This is a genomic window from Mesorhizobium sp. AR07 (assembly GCF_024746815.1).
Lineage (GTDB): Bacteria > Pseudomonadota > Alphaproteobacteria > Rhizobiales > Rhizobiaceae > Mesorhizobium.
On record NZ_CP080525.1, the window covers coordinates 3,034,989 to 3,052,901 of the forward strand.

The 17,913-nt window shown below is 64.0% G+C and carries 14 protein-coding genes and 1 pseudogene; 12 read left to right on the plus strand and 3 right to left on the minus strand.

What is annotated here, in order from left to right; genetic code table 11:
• Window positions 1-2 precede the first annotated feature (2 nt).
• The 12 genes and pseudogenes from BPNPMPFG_RS15435 to BPNPMPFG_RS15490 all read left to right on the plus strand — a co-directional run bounded on the left by BPNPMPFG_RS15435 (window position 3) and on the right by BPNPMPFG_RS15490 (window position 14,264).
• The gene (locus tag BPNPMPFG_RS15435) at window positions 3-1,553 is read left to right on the plus strand and encodes an acyl CoA:acetate/3-ketoacid CoA transferase (protein WP_413776874.1); all 1,551 of its coding nucleotides are present in this window, start codon (window positions 3-5) and stop codon (window positions 1,551-1,553) included.
• Window positions 1,546-2,322, plus strand: a complete 777-nt coding sequence (locus BPNPMPFG_RS15440) for an enoyl-CoA hydratase/isomerase family protein (RefSeq protein WP_258596316.1) — start codon at window positions 1,546-1,548, stop codon at window positions 2,320-2,322. The genes BPNPMPFG_RS15435 and BPNPMPFG_RS15440 overlap by 8 nt, the downstream gene beginning before the upstream one ends.
• 16 nt (window positions 2,323-2,338) lie before the next feature.
• Window positions 2,339-3,851 (plus strand): annotated as a pseudogene (locus BPNPMPFG_RS15445) (aldehyde dehydrogenase family protein).
• Window positions 3,852-3,910: 59 nt separating this feature from the next.
• The gene (locus BPNPMPFG_RS15450; protein ID WP_258596318.1) at window positions 3,911-5,164 is read left to right on the plus strand and encodes an ABC transporter substrate-binding protein; all 1,254 of its coding nucleotides are present in this window, start codon (window positions 3,911-3,913) and stop codon (window positions 5,162-5,164) included.
• A gap of 91 nt (window positions 5,165-5,255) precedes the next feature.
• Window positions 5,256-6,212, plus strand: coding sequence for a carbohydrate ABC transporter permease (locus tag BPNPMPFG_RS15455; protein ID WP_127290550.1), 957 nt, complete (start codon window positions 5,256-5,258; stop codon window positions 6,210-6,212).
• The gene (locus BPNPMPFG_RS15460) at window positions 6,209-7,153 is read left to right on the plus strand and encodes a carbohydrate ABC transporter permease (RefSeq protein ID WP_258596321.1); all 945 of its coding nucleotides are present in this window, start codon (window positions 6,209-6,211) and stop codon (window positions 7,151-7,153) included. Before BPNPMPFG_RS15455 ends, BPNPMPFG_RS15460 begins: the two co-directional genes overlap by 4 nt.
• 4 nt (window positions 7,154-7,157) lie before the next feature.
• Complete coding sequence (locus BPNPMPFG_RS15465; protein ID WP_258596322.1) at window positions 7,158-8,273, plus strand: ABC transporter ATP-binding protein; 1,116 nt, start codon at window positions 7,158-7,160, stop codon at window positions 8,271-8,273.
• Window positions 8,274-8,278: 5 nt separating this feature from the next.
• Window positions 8,279-9,781, plus strand: coding sequence for a GMC oxidoreductase (locus BPNPMPFG_RS15470; RefSeq protein ID WP_258596323.1), 1,503 nt, complete (start codon window positions 8,279-8,281; stop codon window positions 9,779-9,781).
• Between the two features lie 445 nt (window positions 9,782-10,226).
• The gene (locus BPNPMPFG_RS15475; protein ID WP_413776860.1) at window positions 10,227-10,988 is read left to right on the plus strand and encodes a 3-ketoacyl-ACP reductase; all 762 of its coding nucleotides are present in this window, start codon (window positions 10,227-10,229) and stop codon (window positions 10,986-10,988) included.
• A gap of 12 nt (window positions 10,989-11,000) precedes the next feature.
• Window positions 11,001-12,629 carry a GMC family oxidoreductase gene (locus tag BPNPMPFG_RS15480; protein ID WP_258596324.1) on the plus strand — a complete coding sequence of 543 codons (1,629 nt, stop codon included), beginning with the start codon at window positions 11,001-11,003 and terminating at the stop codon, window positions 12,627-12,629.
• Window positions 12,630-12,638: 9 nt separating this feature from the next.
• Window positions 12,639-12,956 (plus strand): Dabb family protein, encoded by a 318-nt coding sequence (locus BPNPMPFG_RS15485; protein ID WP_258596325.1) that lies wholly within the window; start codon window positions 12,639-12,641, stop codon window positions 12,954-12,956.
• Between the two features lie 90 nt (window positions 12,957-13,046).
• Entirely contained in the window at window positions 13,047-14,264 is a 1,218-nt protein-coding gene (locus tag BPNPMPFG_RS15490; RefSeq protein WP_258596326.1) for an MFS transporter, read from the plus strand.
• A 103-nt stretch (window positions 14,265-14,367) separates the two neighbouring features.
• Here BPNPMPFG_RS15490 and BPNPMPFG_RS15495 read toward each other — a convergent pair whose 3' ends face one another.
• The 3 genes from BPNPMPFG_RS15495 to BPNPMPFG_RS15505 all read right to left on the minus strand — a co-directional run bounded on the left by BPNPMPFG_RS15495 (window position 14,368) and on the right by BPNPMPFG_RS15505 (window position 17,772).
• Window positions 14,368-15,213, minus strand: a complete 846-nt coding sequence (locus tag BPNPMPFG_RS15495) for an EamA family transporter (protein ID WP_258596327.1) — start codon at window positions 15,211-15,213, stop codon at window positions 14,368-14,370.
• A gap of 7 nt (window positions 15,214-15,220) precedes the next feature.
• Complete coding sequence (locus BPNPMPFG_RS15500; RefSeq protein WP_258596328.1) at window positions 15,221-16,132, minus strand: endonuclease/exonuclease/phosphatase family protein; 912 nt, start codon at window positions 16,130-16,132, stop codon at window positions 15,221-15,223.
• 89 nt (window positions 16,133-16,221) lie between these two features.
• On the minus strand, window positions 16,222-17,772 hold the full coding sequence (locus tag BPNPMPFG_RS15505; protein WP_258596329.1) for a cation:proton antiporter: 1,551 nt from the start codon (window positions 17,770-17,772) through the stop codon (window positions 16,222-16,224).
• Between the last annotated feature and the right edge of the window lie 141 nt (window positions 17,773-17,913).

Below are 17,913 nucleotides of genomic sequence, written 5' to 3' on the forward strand. Positions count from 1 at the left end.
GCATGGTCGTATCCGTGTCGTCGTCGAGCGGTCTCGGCTGCCCGGATGCGGTGCTGGCCGCCATCGGCGAGCGCTTCGACACCGAGGGCCATCCCAAGGACATCACCACGCTGCATCCGATCGCCGCCGGCGACATGTATGGCATCAAAGGCATCGACCATCTGGCCAAGCCCGGCCTGCTGAAGCGCACTCTATGCGGCTCCTATCCGTCCGGGCCATCGTCCTCCGAACCCCCGCAGATCTGGAAGATGATCGGCGACAATTCGGTTGCCGCCTACAATGTGCCGTCCGGCATCCTGTTCGACATGCATCGTGAAGCCGCAGCCAAGCGGCCGGGCGTGCTGACCAAGATCGGCCTCGACACCTTCGCCGACCCGCGCCACCAGGGCTGCGCCATGAACGCGGCCGCCAGCGAGCCGATCGTTTCGGTACAGCAGTTCGACGGCGAGGAATGGCTCTATTTCCGCTCGATCGTCCCACATGTTTCGATCATCCGCGCCACCACGGCCGACGAGCGCGGCAACCTCACCTACGAGCATGAGGGCGCCTATCTCGGCGGGCTGGAACAGGCGCTGGCCGCCCGCAACAATGGCGGCGTCGTCATCGCGCAGGTCAAGCGCGTCGTCGAGAACGGCACGCTGAATCCGCATGACGTGCGGGTGCCCGGAGTGCTGGTCGACCACATCGTCGTCGCGCCCGACCAGTTGCAGACGACGCTGACGCCTTACGACCCGGCAATCTCGGGCGAAATCTTCCGGCCTCTGTCGAGCTTCCGCAACGCCGAAATGAACGTGCAGAAGGTGATCGCACGCCGCGTCGCCATGGAGCTTCGCGACGGCATGGCCGTCAACATCGGCTTCGGCATCTCGGCCAACGTGCCGCGCATCCTGCTCGAGGAAGGCCAGCACGGCAAGGTCACCTGGGTGATCGAACAGGGCGCGGTCGGCGGTGTGCCGCTGCTCGACTTCAAATTCGGCTGCGCTTCGAACGCCGAGGCGATCATGCCCTCGCCGCACCAATTCATCTATTTCCAGGCCGGTGGCTTCGACGCCTCGTTGCTGTCTTTCCTGCAGATCGATCGCCACGGCTCGGTCAACGTCTCGAAACTGTCGGCACGGCCGCATGTCACCGCTGGCGCTGGCGGTTTCGTCGACATCACCGCGCGGGCGAAGAAGATCGTCTTCTCGGGCTTCTTCAACGCCGGGGCAAAGCTATCATTGGCCGATGGCGGCATCCGCATCGACCAGGAGGGCAGGATCAAGAAGGTGGTCAACGAGGTCGAGCACATCTCCTTCTCGGGCAAACGCGCGGTCGCACAAGGACAGGACATCACCTACGTCACCGAGCGCTGCGTGATGAAGCTGACGCCGGAGGGACTGGTGGTAACGGAGCTGGCGCCAGGCATCGACTTGCAGCGCGATGTGCTGGCCCAGGCAGAAATGCCGCTCGGCGTCGCCAAAACCCTCAAGAGGACACCGGCAGCCCTCTATCTGGACCAGCCGATCGGCCTGACGCTGAATGGCGGCGCCTCGCTTGGAGGTGGGCATGGCTGAGCATCTCGTCACCTTCGAAAGCGACGGCGCCATCGGCATCGTCACCTTGCGCCGGCCGGAGAAATTCAACGCGCTTGATATTCCGATGCTGCGGGCGCTGGAAGCGGCGCTCGACGAGGCTGAGGCGGCCGACGGCGTGCGCGTCGTGTTGCTGCGCGGCGAAGGCAAGGGCTTTTGCGCCGGCGGCGATGTCGAGGCGTGGGCGCGGATGAGTGCGGCCGACTTCCAGGTGCAATGGGTGCGCTACGGCCACCGCGTCTTCGACCGGCTGGCGCGGCTGCGGCAACCGACCATCGCCGTGCTCTCCGGCCATGCGCTGGGCGGCGGGCTGGAGCTGGCGGTTGCCTGCGACTTTCGCGTCGCGGAAAATCACATCAAGCTCGGCTTCCCCGAAACCTCGATCGGTGTCGTTCCCGGCTGGTCCGGCACGCAGCGTGCGGTACGCCGCTTCGGCGCGCAAACAGTGCGGCGCATGGCGCTCGGCGGCGAGATCCTACTCGCACCCGAAGCGCTGGCCCTTGGCGTGGTCGACCGGGTGGTCGAAAGCGGCAGCGGCCTGACCGAATCCAGGGCCTGGGCCGAAAAGATCGCCGAGCGCGGCCCGCTGGCGACGGAAGCCGCCAAATTGATGATCGCGGTCGCCGAAGGCGAGGACAGTGCAGCGGCGACGGAAGCGCTGGCCAGCGGCTTCATCGCCCTGACCGGCGATCTCACGGCCGGTGTCGACGCTTTCAAGATCAAGCAGAAACCAGCATTTTCAAGATCCTGAGGATTCCGAACCCAAGATGAACGCCCCTCTTAACATCATCATGCCCGCCGAGGCATCTGCGGCACCGAAAACCTATCGGCTGCTGATCGACGGCAAGCATGTCGATACCCGCGACGGCCGCACGCTGGAGCGCAAGAGCCCCGGCCATGGCTTCACCGTTTCGCATTATGCACAGGCCGGCGAGGCCGACGTGGAAGCCGCGATGCAGGCCGCGCACAGGGCTTTCGAGACCGGTCCATGGCCGCGCATGAAGGCGGCCGAGCGCGCCGCGATCCTGCTCAAGACGGCCGATCTGATCGAAGCGCGGCTGGAAGAGATCGCCCGGCTCGACGCGCTGGAATCCGGCAAGCCGATCGCCCAGGCGCGTGGCGAGATCGGTGGTGCCGTCGACATCTGGCGCTATGCAGCATCGCTTGCCCGCACGCTGCACGGCGAATCCTACGCCAATCTCGGCGACGCCATGCTGGGCGTCGTGCTGCGCGAGCCGATCGGCGTCGTCTCGATCATCACACCGTGGAATTTCCCGTTCCTCATCGTCAGCCAGAAACTGCCCTTGCGCGCTCGCCGCCGGCTGCACGGCGGTGGTCAAGCCGAGCGAAATGACCTCGGCCTCGACCTTCGTCCTCGGCGACATCCTGATGCAGGCCGGCCTGCCCGCCGGCGTCGTCAATATCCTCGCCGGTCTTGGCGCCGATGTCGGCGCGCCGATGGTCAGCCATCCGCTGGTCGAGATGGTGTCATTCACCGGCTCCACGCGCGTCGGCAAGATGACCATGGCCTCGGCCGCGCAGTCGCTGAAGAAAGTCTCGATGGAGCTTGGCGGCAAGAACGGCCAGATCGTCTTTCCGGACGCGGACCTCGAAGCGGCCGCCGACGCGGCCGTGTTCGGCGGCTTCTTCAATGCCGGCGAATGCTGCAATGCCGGCAGCCGGCTGATCGTGCACGAGGCTATTGCCGACGAATTTCTCAGCGCGGTCAAGGCGCTCACCGCCAAGGTGACGGTCGGCGATCCGCTCGATGATCGAACCAAGGTCGGCGCGATGATCTCGTCCGACCACCTAACCAAGGTAGCCGGCTACGTTGCGGCAGCGGCAAACGACGGCAGCAGCGTCTACACCGGCGGCAGGCAGTTGGCCTCGAATGCCGGCCAGTATCTCGATCCGACCATCATCCGCGGCGTCACCGAGGATATGGCCATCGCCCGCGAGGAAGTGTTCGGCCCGGTGCTTTCTGTGCTGACCTTTGAATCGATTGAAAAGGCGTTGCACATCGCCAACAACACGCCCTATGGTTTGTCGGCGGGCGTATGGAGCGCCAGCATCGACACTTGCATGTCGGTGGCGCGTGGGGTGCGTTCGGGAACCGTCTGGGTGAACACGTTCATGGAAGGTTATCCCGAACTGCCATTCGGAGGCTACAAGCAGTCCGGTATCGGACGCGAACTCGGCAAACGCGCCGTCGAGGACTATACCGAGGAAAAGACAATCCAGTTTCATCGCGGCCAGCGCACCGGATGGTGGGTCGGCTGAGTTGAGAAGAACCCGGCGGGCATCCGCCGGTCGTGTAGATGCAACAAGGGAGGAAGTACATGTTGCGCAAACTGCTTATCGGAACGGCTTTGGCATCGAGCTTTGCGTTCGCGGCCCATGCCGCGGACGTCAAGGAAGTCCAGATGCTGCATTGGTGGACGTCGGGCGGCGAAGCGGCTGCTCTCAACGTCCTCAAGGGCGATCTGGCCAAGGAAGGCTATGCCTGGAAGGACGTGCCGGTGGCCGGCGGTGGCGGCGACGCCGCCATGACCGCGCTGAAGGCAATGGTCGCGGCCGGCAACTACCCGACCGCCTCGCAGATGCTCGGCTACACCGTGCTCGACTATGCGGCGGCCGGCGTCATGGGCGACCTGACCGAGACGGCGAAGAAGGAAGGCTGGGACAAGTCGGTTCCGGCGGCCCTGCAGAAGTTCTCGGTCTATCAAGGCAAGTGGGTCGCGGCTCCGGTCAACGTCCACTCGGTCAACTGGCTGTGGATCAACAAGGCCGTCATGGACAAGATCGGCGGCACCGAGCCGAAGACCTTCGACGAATTCGTGGCACTCCTCGACAAGGCCAAGGCGGCAGGCGTGATCCCGCTCGCTCTCGGCGGCCAGAACTGGCAGGAAGCCACCATGTTCGACTCGGTCGTGCTGTCGACCGGCGGACCTGAGTTCTACAAGAAGGCCTTCAACGACCTCGACGACGCTTCGCTCAAGTCCGATACGATGAAGAAGTCGTTCGACAACCTGGCCAAGCTCGTCACCTATGTCGACCCGAACTTCTCGGGCCGCGACTGGAACCTTGCCACCGCCATGGTCATCAAGGGCGACGCCCTGGTGCAGGTCATGGGCGACTGGGCCAAGGGTGAGTTCCACGCCGCCAAGAAAACCCCGGGCACGGACTTCCTGTGCTATCGCTTCCCGGGCACCAACGGCTCAGTGATCTACAACTCCGACATGTTCGGCATGTTCAACGTTCCGGAAGACCGCAAGGCCGCCCAGATCGCACTGGCCACAGCCACCCTGTCGAAGAGCTTCCAGTCGGCCTTCAACGTCGTCAAGGGTTCGGTTCCGGCCCGTACCGACGTGCCTGACACCGACTTCGACGCTTGCGGCAAGAAGGGCATCGCCGACCTGAAGGCAGCCAATGACGGCGGCACGCTGTTCGGCTCGCTGGCCCAGGGCTATGGCGCGCCTCCGGCGGTCGCCAATGCCTATAAGGACGTCGTCTCCAAGTTCGTCCATGGTCAGATCAAGACCTCCGACGAGGCCGTGACCGAACTGGTCAAGGCAATCGACGACGCCAAGTAAGCATCACGCACCCAAAAACGCCTTCCCCGCTCCGGCGGGGAAGGCTCCGATCCGAGAACCTGGTTGGCCTCGCGTCGACGGGAGGAGCCCTATGAGCACGGTAGCGACAAGCCAGATCAAGCTGACGCCGGAGCACGCCCGTCCGCGCGCCTCGGTGCGCTCGCGCCTGCAGGACGCGCTGCCGAAGATCGTGCTGGCGCCGAGCTTCGCCATCACCATTGTCTTCGTCTACGGCTTCATCCTGTGGACGATCTATCTGTCCTTCACCAATTCCAAGACCTTCCCGTCCTATGTCATCACCGGCTCGCGCGCCTATCAGCGGCTGTGGGGCTGGACCTTCGACACCGACCCGCCATCGAGCTGGTACACGTCGATCACCAACATGGGCATTTTCGGTTTTCTCTACATCTTCATCTGCCTGGCGCTCGGCCTGTTCCTGGCCATCCTGCTCGACCAGAAGATCCGTGGTGAAGGCGTGCTGCGGCCGATTTATCTCTACCCGATGGCGCTGTCCTTCATCGTCACCGGCGTCGCCTGGAAATGGTTCCTCGATCCGGGCCTCGGCCTCGAGCAGACCTTGCATCAATGGGGCTGGACGAGCTTCCATTTCGACTGGATCAAGAACAAGGATTTTGTCATCTACACCGTGGTCATCGCCGGCGTCTGGCAGGCCTCTGGCTTCATCATGGCGATGTTCCTGGCCGGCTTGCGCGGCATCGACGGCGAGATCATGAAGGCGGCGCAGATCGACGGCGCCACCACCTTCCAGCTCTATCGCCGCATCGTCATCCCGCTGCTGCGGCCGATCTTCCTGTCGGCCTTCATCGTGCTCGCGCACCTCGCCATCAAATCCTACGATCTGGTGGTCGCGCTGACCAGCGGCGGCCCCGGCGGCTCGGCCTGGCTGCCGTCCAACTTCATGTATGAATACACCTTCAAGCGCAACGAGATGGCCGTCGGCTCGGCCAGCGCCGTGATCATGCTGATGACCATCGTCGCCATCATCGTGCCCTATCTCTATTCCGAACTGCGGGAGAAGCCGCGATGAGCGCCGTCACCACGCCCGCCCGCCAGGTCTCCGGCGGTGTCAACGTCAAGATCATCAACCGCATCGTCATCTACGGGCTGCTGGCGCTGTTCGCGCTGTTCTACCTGATGCCGCTGTTCGTCATGCTGGTGACCTCGTTCAAGACCATGGACGAGATCAAGAACGGCAACATGCTGGCGCTGCCCAGGGCGCCGACCTTCGACCCGTGGCTGAAGGCCTGGGGCGAGACCTGCGTCGGCCTCACCTGCGCCGGCATCAAGGGCTATTTCTGGAACTCCATCAAGATGGTGGTTCCGGCCGTTCTGATCTCGACCATGCTCGGCGCGCTCAACGGCTACGTGCTCACCAAATGGCGCTTCCGTGGCGCAACGCTGGTGTTCGGGCTGATGCTGTTCGCCTGCTTCATCCCGTTCCAGTCGGTGCTGTTGCCGATGGCGACCATTCTCGGCAGCCTCGGCCGTTTCGGCGTGTCGCTGCGGAACTCGGTCGGAACGAGCTTTGGCCTCGGCAACCCGACGGTCAATCTCGTCTTCGTCCACGTCGTCTACGGTATCGGTTTCACCACTTTGTTCTTCCGCAACTATTACGAGGCGTTCCCGACCGAACTGGTCAAGGCCGCGCAGGTCGACGGCGCCTCCTTCTTCCAGATCTTCCGCCGCATCATGCTGCCGAACTCGATGCCGATCTTCGTCGTCACCGTCATCTACCAGTTCACCAACATCTGGAACGACTTCCTGTTCGCCTCCGCCTATGCCGGCACCGGCGACGCCATGCCGATGACGGTGGCGCTCAACAACGTCGTCAACACCTCGACCGGCGTCGTCGAATACAACGTCAACATGGCGGCCGCGATGATCGCCGCACTCCCAACCCTTCTCGTCTATGTGCTCGCCGGCCGCTATTTCGTGCGCGGTCTGATGGCGGGCGCCGTCAAAGGATAATCTGATGGCTTTTCTGGAAATTGATGGTCTGAGAAAGCGCTTCGGCCAGGTCGAGATCCTCAAGGGGATCGATGTCGAACTCGATAAAGGCGGCTTCCTGGTGCTGGTCGGCCCGTCCGGCTGCGGCAAGTCCACGCTTCTGAACACCATCGCCGGCCTGGAGACGATCACCTCTGGCGAAATCCGTGTCGACGGCCGCGCCATCAACGATCTGCATCCGTCCAAGCGCGACATCGCCATGGTGTTCCAGAGCTATGCGCTCTATCCGAACATGACGGTGGCCGGCAACATCTCCTTCGGCATGGAGATGCGAGGCGTGCCGGCGGCGGAGCGCCAGAAGGCGATCGACAAGGTGGCGAAGGTCTTGCAGATCGGCCACCTCCTGCAGCGCAAGCCAAGCCAGTTGTCCGGTGGCCAGCGCCAGCGCGTCGCCATGGGTCGGGCGCTGGTGCGCGACCCGAAACTGTTCCTGTTCGACGAGCCGCTGTCCAACCTCGACGCCAAGCTGCGCGTCGACATGCGCATCGAGATCAAGCGCCTGCACGCCACCACCGGCACCACCATCGTCTACGTCACCCACGACCAGATCGAGGCGATGACGCTGGCGACCAAGATCGCCGTGATGCGCGACGGCGAGGTGCAGCAATTCGGCACGCCGGCCGAAATCTACAACAACCCGACCAATCTCTTCGTCGCCGATTTCATGGGCTCACCGGCGATGAACCTGATCCCGGCGACGATCGGCACCAATGGCAACGCGCTGTCCGTCGTGCTGCAGCGCGAGGCGCGCGAGCCGATCTCGCTGCCGATGGCCAACGCACCGGCGGGCCTGTCGGCATTCCAGGGCAAGCCGATCATCTTCGGTGTCCGTCCGGAAGCGCTGACCGATCCTGAAGGTGCTGAACGCAACGCCTCCAACATCGCCACCGCCGACTGTCACATCGAGGTCGTCGAACCGGCCGGCTCCGACACCTTTGCCGTCACCAATCTCGGCGGCAAGGGCGTGGTGGCGCGGTTGCGCGCCGACGCCAACATCCAGCCCGGCACCAACACGCCGCTCGCCTTCAACCTGACCAAGGCGGTGTTCTTCGATCCGGCGACCGAGAACCGCATTCGCTGACGGCCATGGCAAATCCGGACATCGTCATCATCGGCTCCGGCATCGGCGGCGCCACGATCGCCTCCGGCCTTGCCGGCAGCGGCGCGAATATCCTGATGCTGGAGCGTGGCGAACCGTTGCCGGCAACGCCGCATGCGCGCGACACGCGTTCCATCTTCGTCGACGGCCACTACCGGCCGAAGGAGATGTGGCGCGAGGCCGGCGGCGCGGCCTTCAATCCCGGCAACTACTACTATGTCGGCGGCAATTCGAAATTCTACGGCGCGGTGCTGATCCGCTACCGCAGGGAAGATTTTGCCGCGATGGAGCATTTCGGCGGCGTTTCGCCGGCCTGGCCGTTTTCCTACGAAGAATTCGAGCCCTGGTATTCGAAGGCCGAGCAACTGTTTCGCGTGCGCGGCACGCTGGGCGAGGATCCGACCGAGCCGTTCCACTCGATCCCCTACGCCTTCAAGCCCGTGCCCGACGAGGCGCCCATCGCGCGCGCCCGCGCCGAGCTTAGGGGACTCGGCCTGCATCCGGCCTCGCTGCCACTCGGTGTCGACATCGACAGCTGGCTGAAGGACGGCAAGACCGGCTGGGATGCTTTCCCGAACACCGGCCAGGGCAAGGTCGACGCGCAGACGGGACCGCTGACGGCGGCGCTGACCGACCAGAACATCACGTTAGAGACCGGCGCTTATGTCGAGTATCTCGAGGCCTCGGCGGACGGCAAAACCATATCAGCTGTTCACTACCGCCAGAATGGCGCGTTGAAGAAAGTAACGCCGAAGCTGGTCATCCTCTCGGCGGGAGCGGTCAATTCCGCCGTCATCCTGCTGCGCTCGCCTTCTTATGACGGCAAGGGGCTCGCCAACCGATCCGACCAGGTCGGCCGCAACTTCATGAACCACAATTCCAGCGCCATGCTGGCGATCGACCCGCGCCGCAGGAACGATGCCGTCTACCAGAAGACACTGATGCTGAACGACTATTATCTGTCCGACGGCAAGGGCGGCAAGCCGCTCGGCAATGTTCAGCTTCTCGGCAAGATCGACGGCAACATGCTGAAGGCCAACGTCAAGCGAGTGCCGAAATTCGCGCTCGACTTCATGGCCGGCCACGCCGTCGACTGGTACCTGATGTGCGAGGACCTGCCAGATCCCGAAAGCCGCATCATGGTCGACGGCAAGGACATCATCATGCAATGGCGACGCTCCAACATGCAGTCGCTCGACGGGCTGACCAAGGTGATGCGCGAAAACTTCCGCGCCTGCGGCTATCCGATCGTGCTGTCGCGCCCCTTCGACAAACGCACGCCCTCGCATCAGTGCGGCACGGTGAAGATGGGCGACGATCCCGCGACGTCGCCGCTCGATCCGTTCTGCCGGTCGTTCGACCACACGAACCTGTTCGTCGTCGATGGCGGCTTCTTGCCGAACTCGGCCGCCGTGAACCCGGCGCTGTCGATCGCCGCGCAAGCGCTGCGTGTCGCCGACCACATCAGGAAGGTGGAGCTTGCCGCATGATCGGTCCGCGCCGCCCCTCATCCGCCTGCCGGCACCTTCTCCCCGTTTACGGCAGGGCAATCGCATATGGGTTCTTGCGAAGAAGGACCCCCACCCTAACCCTCCCCACAAGGGGGAGGGAATGCTGCCGCGCGCCTTTGTCCATCATACTCGGCGTCGAACTTCGGCAGTTTGCCGAGATCAGCGCCTACGCGAGTCTCCGTCCCCCTTGTGGGGAGGGGTTAGGGGTGGGGGTATTCGTAGGGCGAAAACCTCGGCTTCCCATATGCGATCGCCCTGCCGTTTACGGGGAGAAGCCCGCTGACCGCAACCTCGACGCTTTTTTTGCAGCGCTTGCCATTGGCGAAGCCGGCGATGAAGGCGTCCTTCTCCCCGTCACTATACGGGGAGAAGTGCCCGGCAGGGCGATGAGGGGCAGTGCTGACATCCAAGGAAGCATATTCATATGATCCGCCCCACAGCCATCGTCACCGGCGGCGCGCGCGGCATCGGCCTTGCCTGTGCCCAAGCGCTTGCCGATGCCGGCTTCGACATCCTCGTCGCCGACCTTGCTGAAAAAGCACCGGCCGAACTTGCGAAGGACATCGTCGCGCGCGGCACGAAGTTCGCCTATGTCAGCTGCGACATCGCCGATCTCGGCGACCATACTTCGCTGGTCGATGGCGCGATGCGCGCCTTCGGCCGCATCGACTGCCTCGTCAACAATGCCGGCGTCGGTGCTGTCGTGCGCGGCGACCTCCTGGCTCTCAAGCCCGAAAATTTCGACCGGACGCTCGGCATCAATCTGCGCGGCACCGTGTTTCTCAGCCAGGCAGTGGCCAGAGCGATGCTGGCCACACCGGGCGATCACCCCAAATCGATCATCACCATCACCTCGGTCAGCGCCGAAATGGCGTCGCCGGAACGGCCGGACTACTGCATCTCGAAAGCCGGGCTGTCGATGTGGGTGAAGAACCTGGCGCTCAGGCTCGCCGCCGAAGATATCGCTGTGTTCGAGGTACGGCCGGGCATCATCCGCACCGACATGACATCAGGCGTCACCGCCAAATATGGCGCCTTGATCGACGGCGGCCTGGTGCCGGCGAAGCGCTGGGGCGAAGCGTCGGACATCGGTGCCGTGGTGGCGACGCTTGCCGGCGGCAAGCTTGGCTTTTCGACCGGCTCGATCATCAATGTCGACGGCGCCCTCTCCGTGCCGCGACTGTAAATGGACTGTGTCATGACCGACTACATCATCGTGGGCGCCGGCCCGGCCGGCTGCGTTCTGGCCAACCGGTTGAGCGAGGATCCGGCGCACCAGGTCCTGCTGCTGGAAGCCGGCGGCAAGGATTGGCATCCTTACATCCACATGCCGGCGGGCTTCGCCAAGATGACCAAGGGCATCGCCTCCTGGGGCTGGTCGACGGTGCCGCAGAAGCACATGAAGGACCGCGTCTTCTGGTACACGCAGGCCAAGGTCATCGGCGGCGGTTCTTCCATCAACGCCCAGATCTACACGCGCGGCAATGCCCGCGACTACGACGCCTGGGAGAAGGAGGAGGGTCTCGCCGGCTGGGGCTATCGCGACGTGCTGCCCTATTTCAAGCGCGCCGAGAACAACCAGCGCTATGCCAATGACTTTCATGGCGACCAGGGTCCGCTCGGCGTGTCTAACCCGATTTCACCGCTGCCGATCTGCGAGGCCTACTTCCGCGCCGGCCAGGAGATGGGCATTCCCTTCAACCCGGATTTCAACGGCGCCAGCCAGGAAGGCGTCGGCTATTACCAGCTGACCCAGAAGGATGCCCGGCGTTCGTCCGCCTCGGTCGCCTATCTCAGGCCGATCCGTGCGCGCAAGAACCTCACCGTCAGCACCGATGTGCTGGTGACCCGCATCGTCGTCGAGAAGGGCCGCGCCATCGGCGTCGAAATCGTCGACAGGCCCGGCGGGCAGAAGAAAATCCTGCGTGCCGAGCGCGAGGTGATCGTCTCGTCCGGCGCCATCGGCTCACCGAAGCTGTTGATGCAATCGGGCATCGGTCCGGCCGACCATCTGAAAGCGGTCGGAGTGACGCCGGTTCATGACCTGCCCGGCGTCGGTTCCAACATGCAGGACCATCTCGACCTGTTCGTCATCGCCGAATGCACCGGCGACCACACCTACGACAACTACGCCAAGCTGCACCGCACGGCCTGGGCCGGCCTGCAATATCTGCTGTTGAAAAAGGGGCCGGTGGCCTCAAGCCTGTTCGAGACCGGCGGCTTCTGGTACGCCGACCCGACCGCCGCCTCGCCCGACATCCAATTCCATCTCGGCCTCGGCTCCGGCATCGAGGCCGGCGTCGAGAAGCTCAACAACCCCGGCGTCACCTTGAACTCGGCGTTCCTGCGCCCGCGCTCGCGCGGAACGGTGCGCCTGAAGAGCGCCGACCCGGCCGACCATCCGCTGATCGATCCGAACTACTGGTCCGATCCCTACGATCGCGCCATGTCGATCAAGGGGCTGAGGCTGGCGCGCGAGATCATGCGGCAGAAAGCTCTCGCCCCTTACGTCCTGCGCGAAGTGCTGCCCGGCCCGTCGCTCGCCAGCGACGACGAGCTGTTCGACTATGCCTGCCGCAGTTCCAAGACCGACCATCATCCCGTCGGCACCTGTCGCATGGGCCACGACGACATGGCCGTGGTGACGCCGGATCTGCGGCTGCGCGGCATCGAGGGCCTGCGCGTCTGCGACGCCTCGGTGATGCCGCGCGTGCCCTCCTCCAACACCAATGCGCCAACCATCATGGTCGGCGAAAAGGGCGCCGACCTGGTCCTCGGCCGTGAGCCGCTGCCGCCGGCGGTGTTTTCCGGAAACCGGGCGGCGTAGGAGCAAGAAATGATCAGGCACTGTGTCTTCGTCAAATTCCGCAATGAGGTCGGCGCCGGTGAACGCAAGGCGATCCATGCCGACCTCGAGGCGCTGCGACAGGTGATCGACGGCATGGACGCGGTCAAGTTCAGCGCCAATGTCAGCCCCGAGCCGTTCGCACGCGGCTTCAGCCATGGCTTCACCATCGATTTCCGCGATGCCGCGGCCCGCGACGCCTATCTGGTGCATGAAGCGCACCAGGGCGCCGGCGCCCGCCTGGTTGCGGCACTCGAAGGCGGCGCCGACGGATTGATGGTCTTCGACCTCGATCTTACGAAAAAGTGACCGCCGGCGTTTCGAAAGCCGGCTGATCGCTGTTCTCTTTTGCCGACCGGGCGACATATCGTTGCTCGGGGGGTGGCAAAGGAGGACGCCTTGAATCTCAATGCGCAGCAGAAGAAAACCGTGCTGGCTTCATTTCTGGGCTGGACGCTCGACGCTTTTGATTTCTTCCTTCTGACATTCCTGCTCACGGATATTGCGACTGAATTCCAGACCGACGTTCCGGCAGTCTCGAAGGCGCTGTTCCTGACCTTGGCGACGCGCTTCATCGGTGCGTTCTTCTTCGGCATGCTTGCCGACAAATACGGGCGCAAGCCCATCCTCATGCTCAACATCGTCAGTTACTCGGTGATTGGCGCACTGGCTGCCTTCTCGCCCAATCTCGGCGTCTTCCTGGCACTGCGCGCTTTGTTCGGCATCGCCATGGGCGGTGAATGGGGCCTTGGCAGTTCGCTCGCCATGGAATCCATCCCGCCAAGCGCGCGCGGCATGGTTTCGGGCATCCTGCAATGCGGTTACCCGGCCGGCTACCTCCTGGCGGCGGTGGTCTATGGCCTGCTCTATCAACAGACGATCGGCGGCTACACGGTCGGCTGGCGCGCCATGTTCCTGCTCTCCTTCGTCCCGGCCCTGGTCGTGCTGTTCATCCGCTCGCATGTGCCGGAATCGCCGGCCTTCGTCGAGGCGCAGAAGACGGCCCGGCCGGGGCTGCTGGAGACGCTGCAAAAGCACTGGGGCGTCGCGCTCTATGCGGTCGTGCTGATGATGTTCTTCAATTTCTTCAGCCATGGCACGCAGGACCTCTATCCGACCTTCCTCAAGAAGCAGCATGGCTTCGACCCGCATACGGTGAGCTGGATCACCATCGTTGCCAATCTCGGCGCCATCGTTGGCGGTCTGACGTTCGGCGCGCTTTCCGAGAAGATCGGCCGCGTCAACGCGATTACCCTGGCATGCGTGATCGCCTTGCCGTCGATTCCGCTGTGGGCGTTCAGCACCACGCCTTTCATGCTCGCCATCGGCGCCTTCATCATGCAGATCGCGGTGCAAGGCGCCTGGGGTGTCATCCCGGTGCACCTCAACGAGCTTTCGCCCGGCGCGGTGCGCGCGACCTTGCCCGGCTTCATCTATCAGGCCGGCAATCTCGCCGCGTCCTATGGCGGCCCCTATCAGGCCGGCATCGCCGAAGCCCCTGGGGGCAGCTATGGCTACGCGCTGGCGCTTTTTGCCGGCGTGGTCGCCGTCTGCATCATCGTCGTCATCCGCTTCAGCCCGGAAAGACGCGGCCAGGTGATGACGGTGCTGAGCTGACGGCAGAGCCTGTTCCATCCCGATGGAAGCGGGATGGGGCTCTATCTCTGTGCTTGAGCATGATCTTTTCCGAAAACCGGATTCCGCTTTTCGGGATCATGCTCTAACCCAGTCGCAGCGCGACGACACCGGCGACGATGCTGAGCGCGGCGGCACCGCGCCAGCCGGTCATCTTCTCGCCGAGCGCGAAGACCGAGATCATCATGGCGAACAGGATCGAGGTTTCGCGCAGCGACGCCACCGAGGCGATCGGCGCCTTGGTCATCGCCCACATCACGATCCAGTAGGCCGCACCGCTGAGCACACCGGTGAACAGCCCTGTTTTCCAATCACGCGCCAGCACCGGCAGCGCTTTCGGCCCACGGAAGATGAGGCACAGCACCAGCGCTCCAAGCGCATCGCAGATGAACAGCCAGGCGGCATAGCTCTGCGCCGTGGCGGCCAGCCGCGCGCCGCTGCCGTCGGAGAGCGTATAGCTGGCGATGAAGATCGAGGTGCCCAGCGCAAAGCCGACCGCGCGCAGGTTCAGCTTTTCCAGATGCGCACCGCCGCGAAACGACATCACCAGCGTGCCGGCCGACAGCAGGAAAATGCCAAGAATGGCGAACGGGCCTGGAATCTCGGCAACGACGAACATGCCGCCAAAGGCGGCAAGCAGCGGCGCGGTGCCACGCGCCAGCGGATAGGTCTGGGCGAAATCGCCGGCCTTGTAGGCGCCGATCAGGAAGGTCCGGTAGCCCATATGGAAGATGACGGAGGCGATGATGTAGGGCCACACTTCGGCCTTCGGCACTTCGACGAAGGGCAGCACCACCAGCGCCGCTGCACCCATGCCGAGCGTCATCAGCGTGATCGACAGGAAGCGGTCGAGATGGACCTTGACCAGCGCGTTCCAGATCGCGTGCATGGCGGCGGCGGCAAGCACCGCGAAGAAGACAAACAAGGTCATCGGCGGCTCATCCGCGACGCTGCGTGGCGAGCGGCGTTTCGAGATCGATGTCGACCCGCAGCGGGAAATGGTCCGACGCAACCTCACCGATGTCCGCGCCGAGCGAGCGCACCCGACCGGCGAACATGCCGCCGACGAAACAATGGTCGAGCCGGCGCTTTGCCAGCCTGCCGTCGATGGTCTTCACATGGGTGTGGAAATCTTTGGCCGGCTCGCTGGCGACCGCGGCGGCATCGACGAAACCGTCAATGTAGGCGGCGCCGCGATGATAGGGCGTGCCGCCGACGATGCGGTTGTACTCGGCGCTGCCCGGCTCCATGTTGAAATCGCCCATCCAGATCGCCGCCAGCGGATTTTCCGGCTCTGGTTCGCCGCTGGTCCAGTTGCGCGAAGGCTCGTCATCGACACCGCTCCACGGCCCGCCGTCGGACGGCGCCCGGCGATGCTCGGCAAGCAGATGGTCGATCTGCTCCAGCCGCTCTTCAACCGCGATATGGGCGAGGTGCAATGACAGCACCCGCACTGGGCCAGCCGGTGTACGGATCATGCATTCGAGCGCCGCGTTGCGGGTGTTGAGCGGCCGGAGCGTGCGGCGCATCGGCAGCGTGTGCAGCCGTGACCAGACGATCGGCGGTTTCGACAGAACCATGGTGCCGAACTGCCGGCGGCGGTTGACGAGGCGGCCGTCGCGCCGTTCGCTGGCGTCCATGTCGAAGGCCGGACCGTATACCCAGTGATAGTCAGGCAAAAGGCGGGAAAGCAGCTCCGGCTGGTCGTCGAAATTGCTGCGCTGCCAGTGCCTCTCGACCTCTTGCAGCGCAATGATGTCGGCGCCGGCGACGATGCGCGCGGCGCGCGAAAGATCGTAGCGGCCGTCACCGCCGAACCCGTACTGGATGTTGTAGCTGACCAGCTTCATTGCTTATCCGGCTCAATTTCGTTGATGGCAGTAACGGTTCGGCGGATTGGTTGCAATGTGCAGGGCGGACGGCGTGGCTGGACCAGCGGCTAGGTCGTCAACGATTGAAACCGGCCCGCCGGCGATGCCGCCAGTTCCGACCAGTCGATCTCTTCCTCCAGGCGGTGATAGGCCTCATCGCCGATCGTGCCGCTTCGGCGCAATTCCTCAAGCGCGTCGCGCTGACTGTTGATGGCATAGAGACGCAGTCGGTCATACTCCGTCGCCGCCTGCGCGTTTTCCGGGTTTTCGGCGATGGTGCGCTGGGCCGTATATTGTTCTCGCACGGCAGCAGCCGCATTCGATGTCTTGCCGCTCAACACGTTGAGCGCGGCCTGCATGATGGCGACACGCGCTTGCGCCACTTCGCGGTCGACTGTCGTGTCTGGATCGAGGTTGAGCAGGCGCAGCAGCGGCTTCAGCGTCATCCCTTGCAGCACCAGCGTGCCAAGGACGACCGCGAAGGCGGCAAGCACGATCGGATCGCGACCGGGGAAGTTGGCCGGCAAGGCAATCGCCGCGACCAGCGTCACCAGCCCGCGCATGCCGCACCAGCCGATAAGCACGCCACCGCGAAACGATGGCGCTTTCTGCCTTTGGTCCTCACTGCCGGAGCGGGCAAACGATCTCGTGATGACGCCGTAACCCAGCACCCAGACTAGGCGCGAGACGATGACGACGACCAACACCATTGCAGCGAAAACAAATGCGTCGCCTTGCCCTTCGCCTGAAAGCCGGCCGACGATCGACCGCGCCTGCAGGCCCATCAGCACGAAGGCCAGCACGTTGAGCACGAAGACCGCCGTTTCCCAGACCGAATAGGAGCTGACGCGCCTCCTTGCCGACATGCGGCGCGGCGCCCTGCGCGCAATGGTCATGGCATAAACGACGATGGTGATGATGGCCGAAAGACCCAGCCTGTCAGCCAGGATCCAGACCCCGAAAGTTCCCGCGAATTGCACCACAGTGCTGCTTGCTGCGTCTTCGATGTGGCCCAGGGTGGCAAGAGACAAGCGGCCGAGCACATAGCCGGCCGCAAGGCTTCCGACGGTCGACAGCGCGATCATCGGCGCCGCATTGCTCAACAGGACCGGGCCGAGTGCCGCGGCGACCGCGATGCGATAGATCAGCAGCGCGGTCGCGTCATTGAGCAGGCTTTCGCCCTGCAGGATGGCGGTGATGCGGTGCGGCACCTTGAACTGGCTGAGCACGGCGGACGCCGCCACCGCGTCGGGTGGCGCGACGATGGCGCCCAGCGCTATCGCCGCGGCAATCGGCAGCCCGGCCATTTTCCAGCCGACGAAAGCAACGATCGCCGTGGTGAAGATGACGGCGCCGAGCGCCAGAGCCACGAGCGGCAGCCGATAGCGGTTGAGATCCCGCAACGATGTGTCGTAGGCGGCATCCAGAAGCACCGGCGCAATGAACAACGCCAGCGCCAGCTCAGGGTCGATCTCGATCGTCGGCGCGCCAGGCACGAAAGCGAGACCGGCGCCTGCCAGAGCGAGCAGCGAAGGATAGGGAATCTCCAGCCGCCGCGACAACGCGGTCAGCGCAACGGCAATCAGCAGCAGGGCGAGGGTCAGTTCGAAAAGGGCCATGCTTCAACGTAGCGATGGAACAGGGTAATTGGCAGTGCCAAAGTCAATGCAAATGAGCAGTGACATGACCTCCGCTGCGGATTCACTTGCGGATCGCGCGAGATCCTCCGTGTTGGAGTGCGTCCGATTGGCCGCGTCCAA

Coding starts and splice junctions, on each gene's coding strand:
- BPNPMPFG_RS15435 (WP_413776874.1), top strand. CDS start 3: ATGGTCGTATCCGTGTCGTCGTCGAGCGGTCTCGGCTGCCCGGATGCG.
- BPNPMPFG_RS15440 (WP_258596316.1), top strand. CDS start 1,546: ATGGCTGAGCATCTCGTCACCTTCGAAAGCGACGGCGCCATCGGCATC.
- BPNPMPFG_RS15450 (WP_258596318.1), top strand. CDS start 3,911: ATGTTGCGCAAACTGCTTATCGGAACGGCTTTGGCATCGAGCTTTGCG.
- BPNPMPFG_RS15455 (WP_127290550.1), top strand. CDS start 5,256: ATGAGCACGGTAGCGACAAGCCAGATCAAGCTGACGCCGGAGCACGCC.
- BPNPMPFG_RS15460 (WP_258596321.1), top strand. CDS start 6,209: ATGAGCGCCGTCACCACGCCCGCCCGCCAGGTCTCCGGCGGTGTCAAC.
- BPNPMPFG_RS15465 (WP_258596322.1), top strand. CDS start 7,158: ATGGCTTTTCTGGAAATTGATGGTCTGAGAAAGCGCTTCGGCCAGGTC.
- BPNPMPFG_RS15470 (WP_258596323.1), top strand. CDS start 8,279: ATGGCAAATCCGGACATCGTCATCATCGGCTCCGGCATCGGCGGCGCC.
- BPNPMPFG_RS15475 (WP_413776860.1), top strand. CDS start 10,227: ATGATCCGCCCCACAGCCATCGTCACCGGCGGCGCGCGCGGCATCGGC.
- BPNPMPFG_RS15480 (WP_258596324.1), top strand. CDS start 11,001: ATGACCGACTACATCATCGTGGGCGCCGGCCCGGCCGGCTGCGTTCTG.
- BPNPMPFG_RS15485 (WP_258596325.1), top strand. CDS start 12,639: ATGATCAGGCACTGTGTCTTCGTCAAATTCCGCAATGAGGTCGGCGCC.
- BPNPMPFG_RS15495 (WP_258596327.1), bottom strand. CDS start 15,213: ATGACCTTGTTTGTCTTCTTCGCGGTGCTTGCCGCCGCCGCCATGCAC.
- BPNPMPFG_RS15500 (WP_258596328.1), bottom strand. CDS start 16,132: ATGAAGCTGGTCAGCTACAACATCCAGTACGGGTTCGGCGGTGACGGC.
- BPNPMPFG_RS15505 (WP_258596329.1), bottom strand. CDS start 17,772: ATGGCCCTTTTCGAACTGACCCTCGCCCTGCTGCTGATTGCCGTTGCG.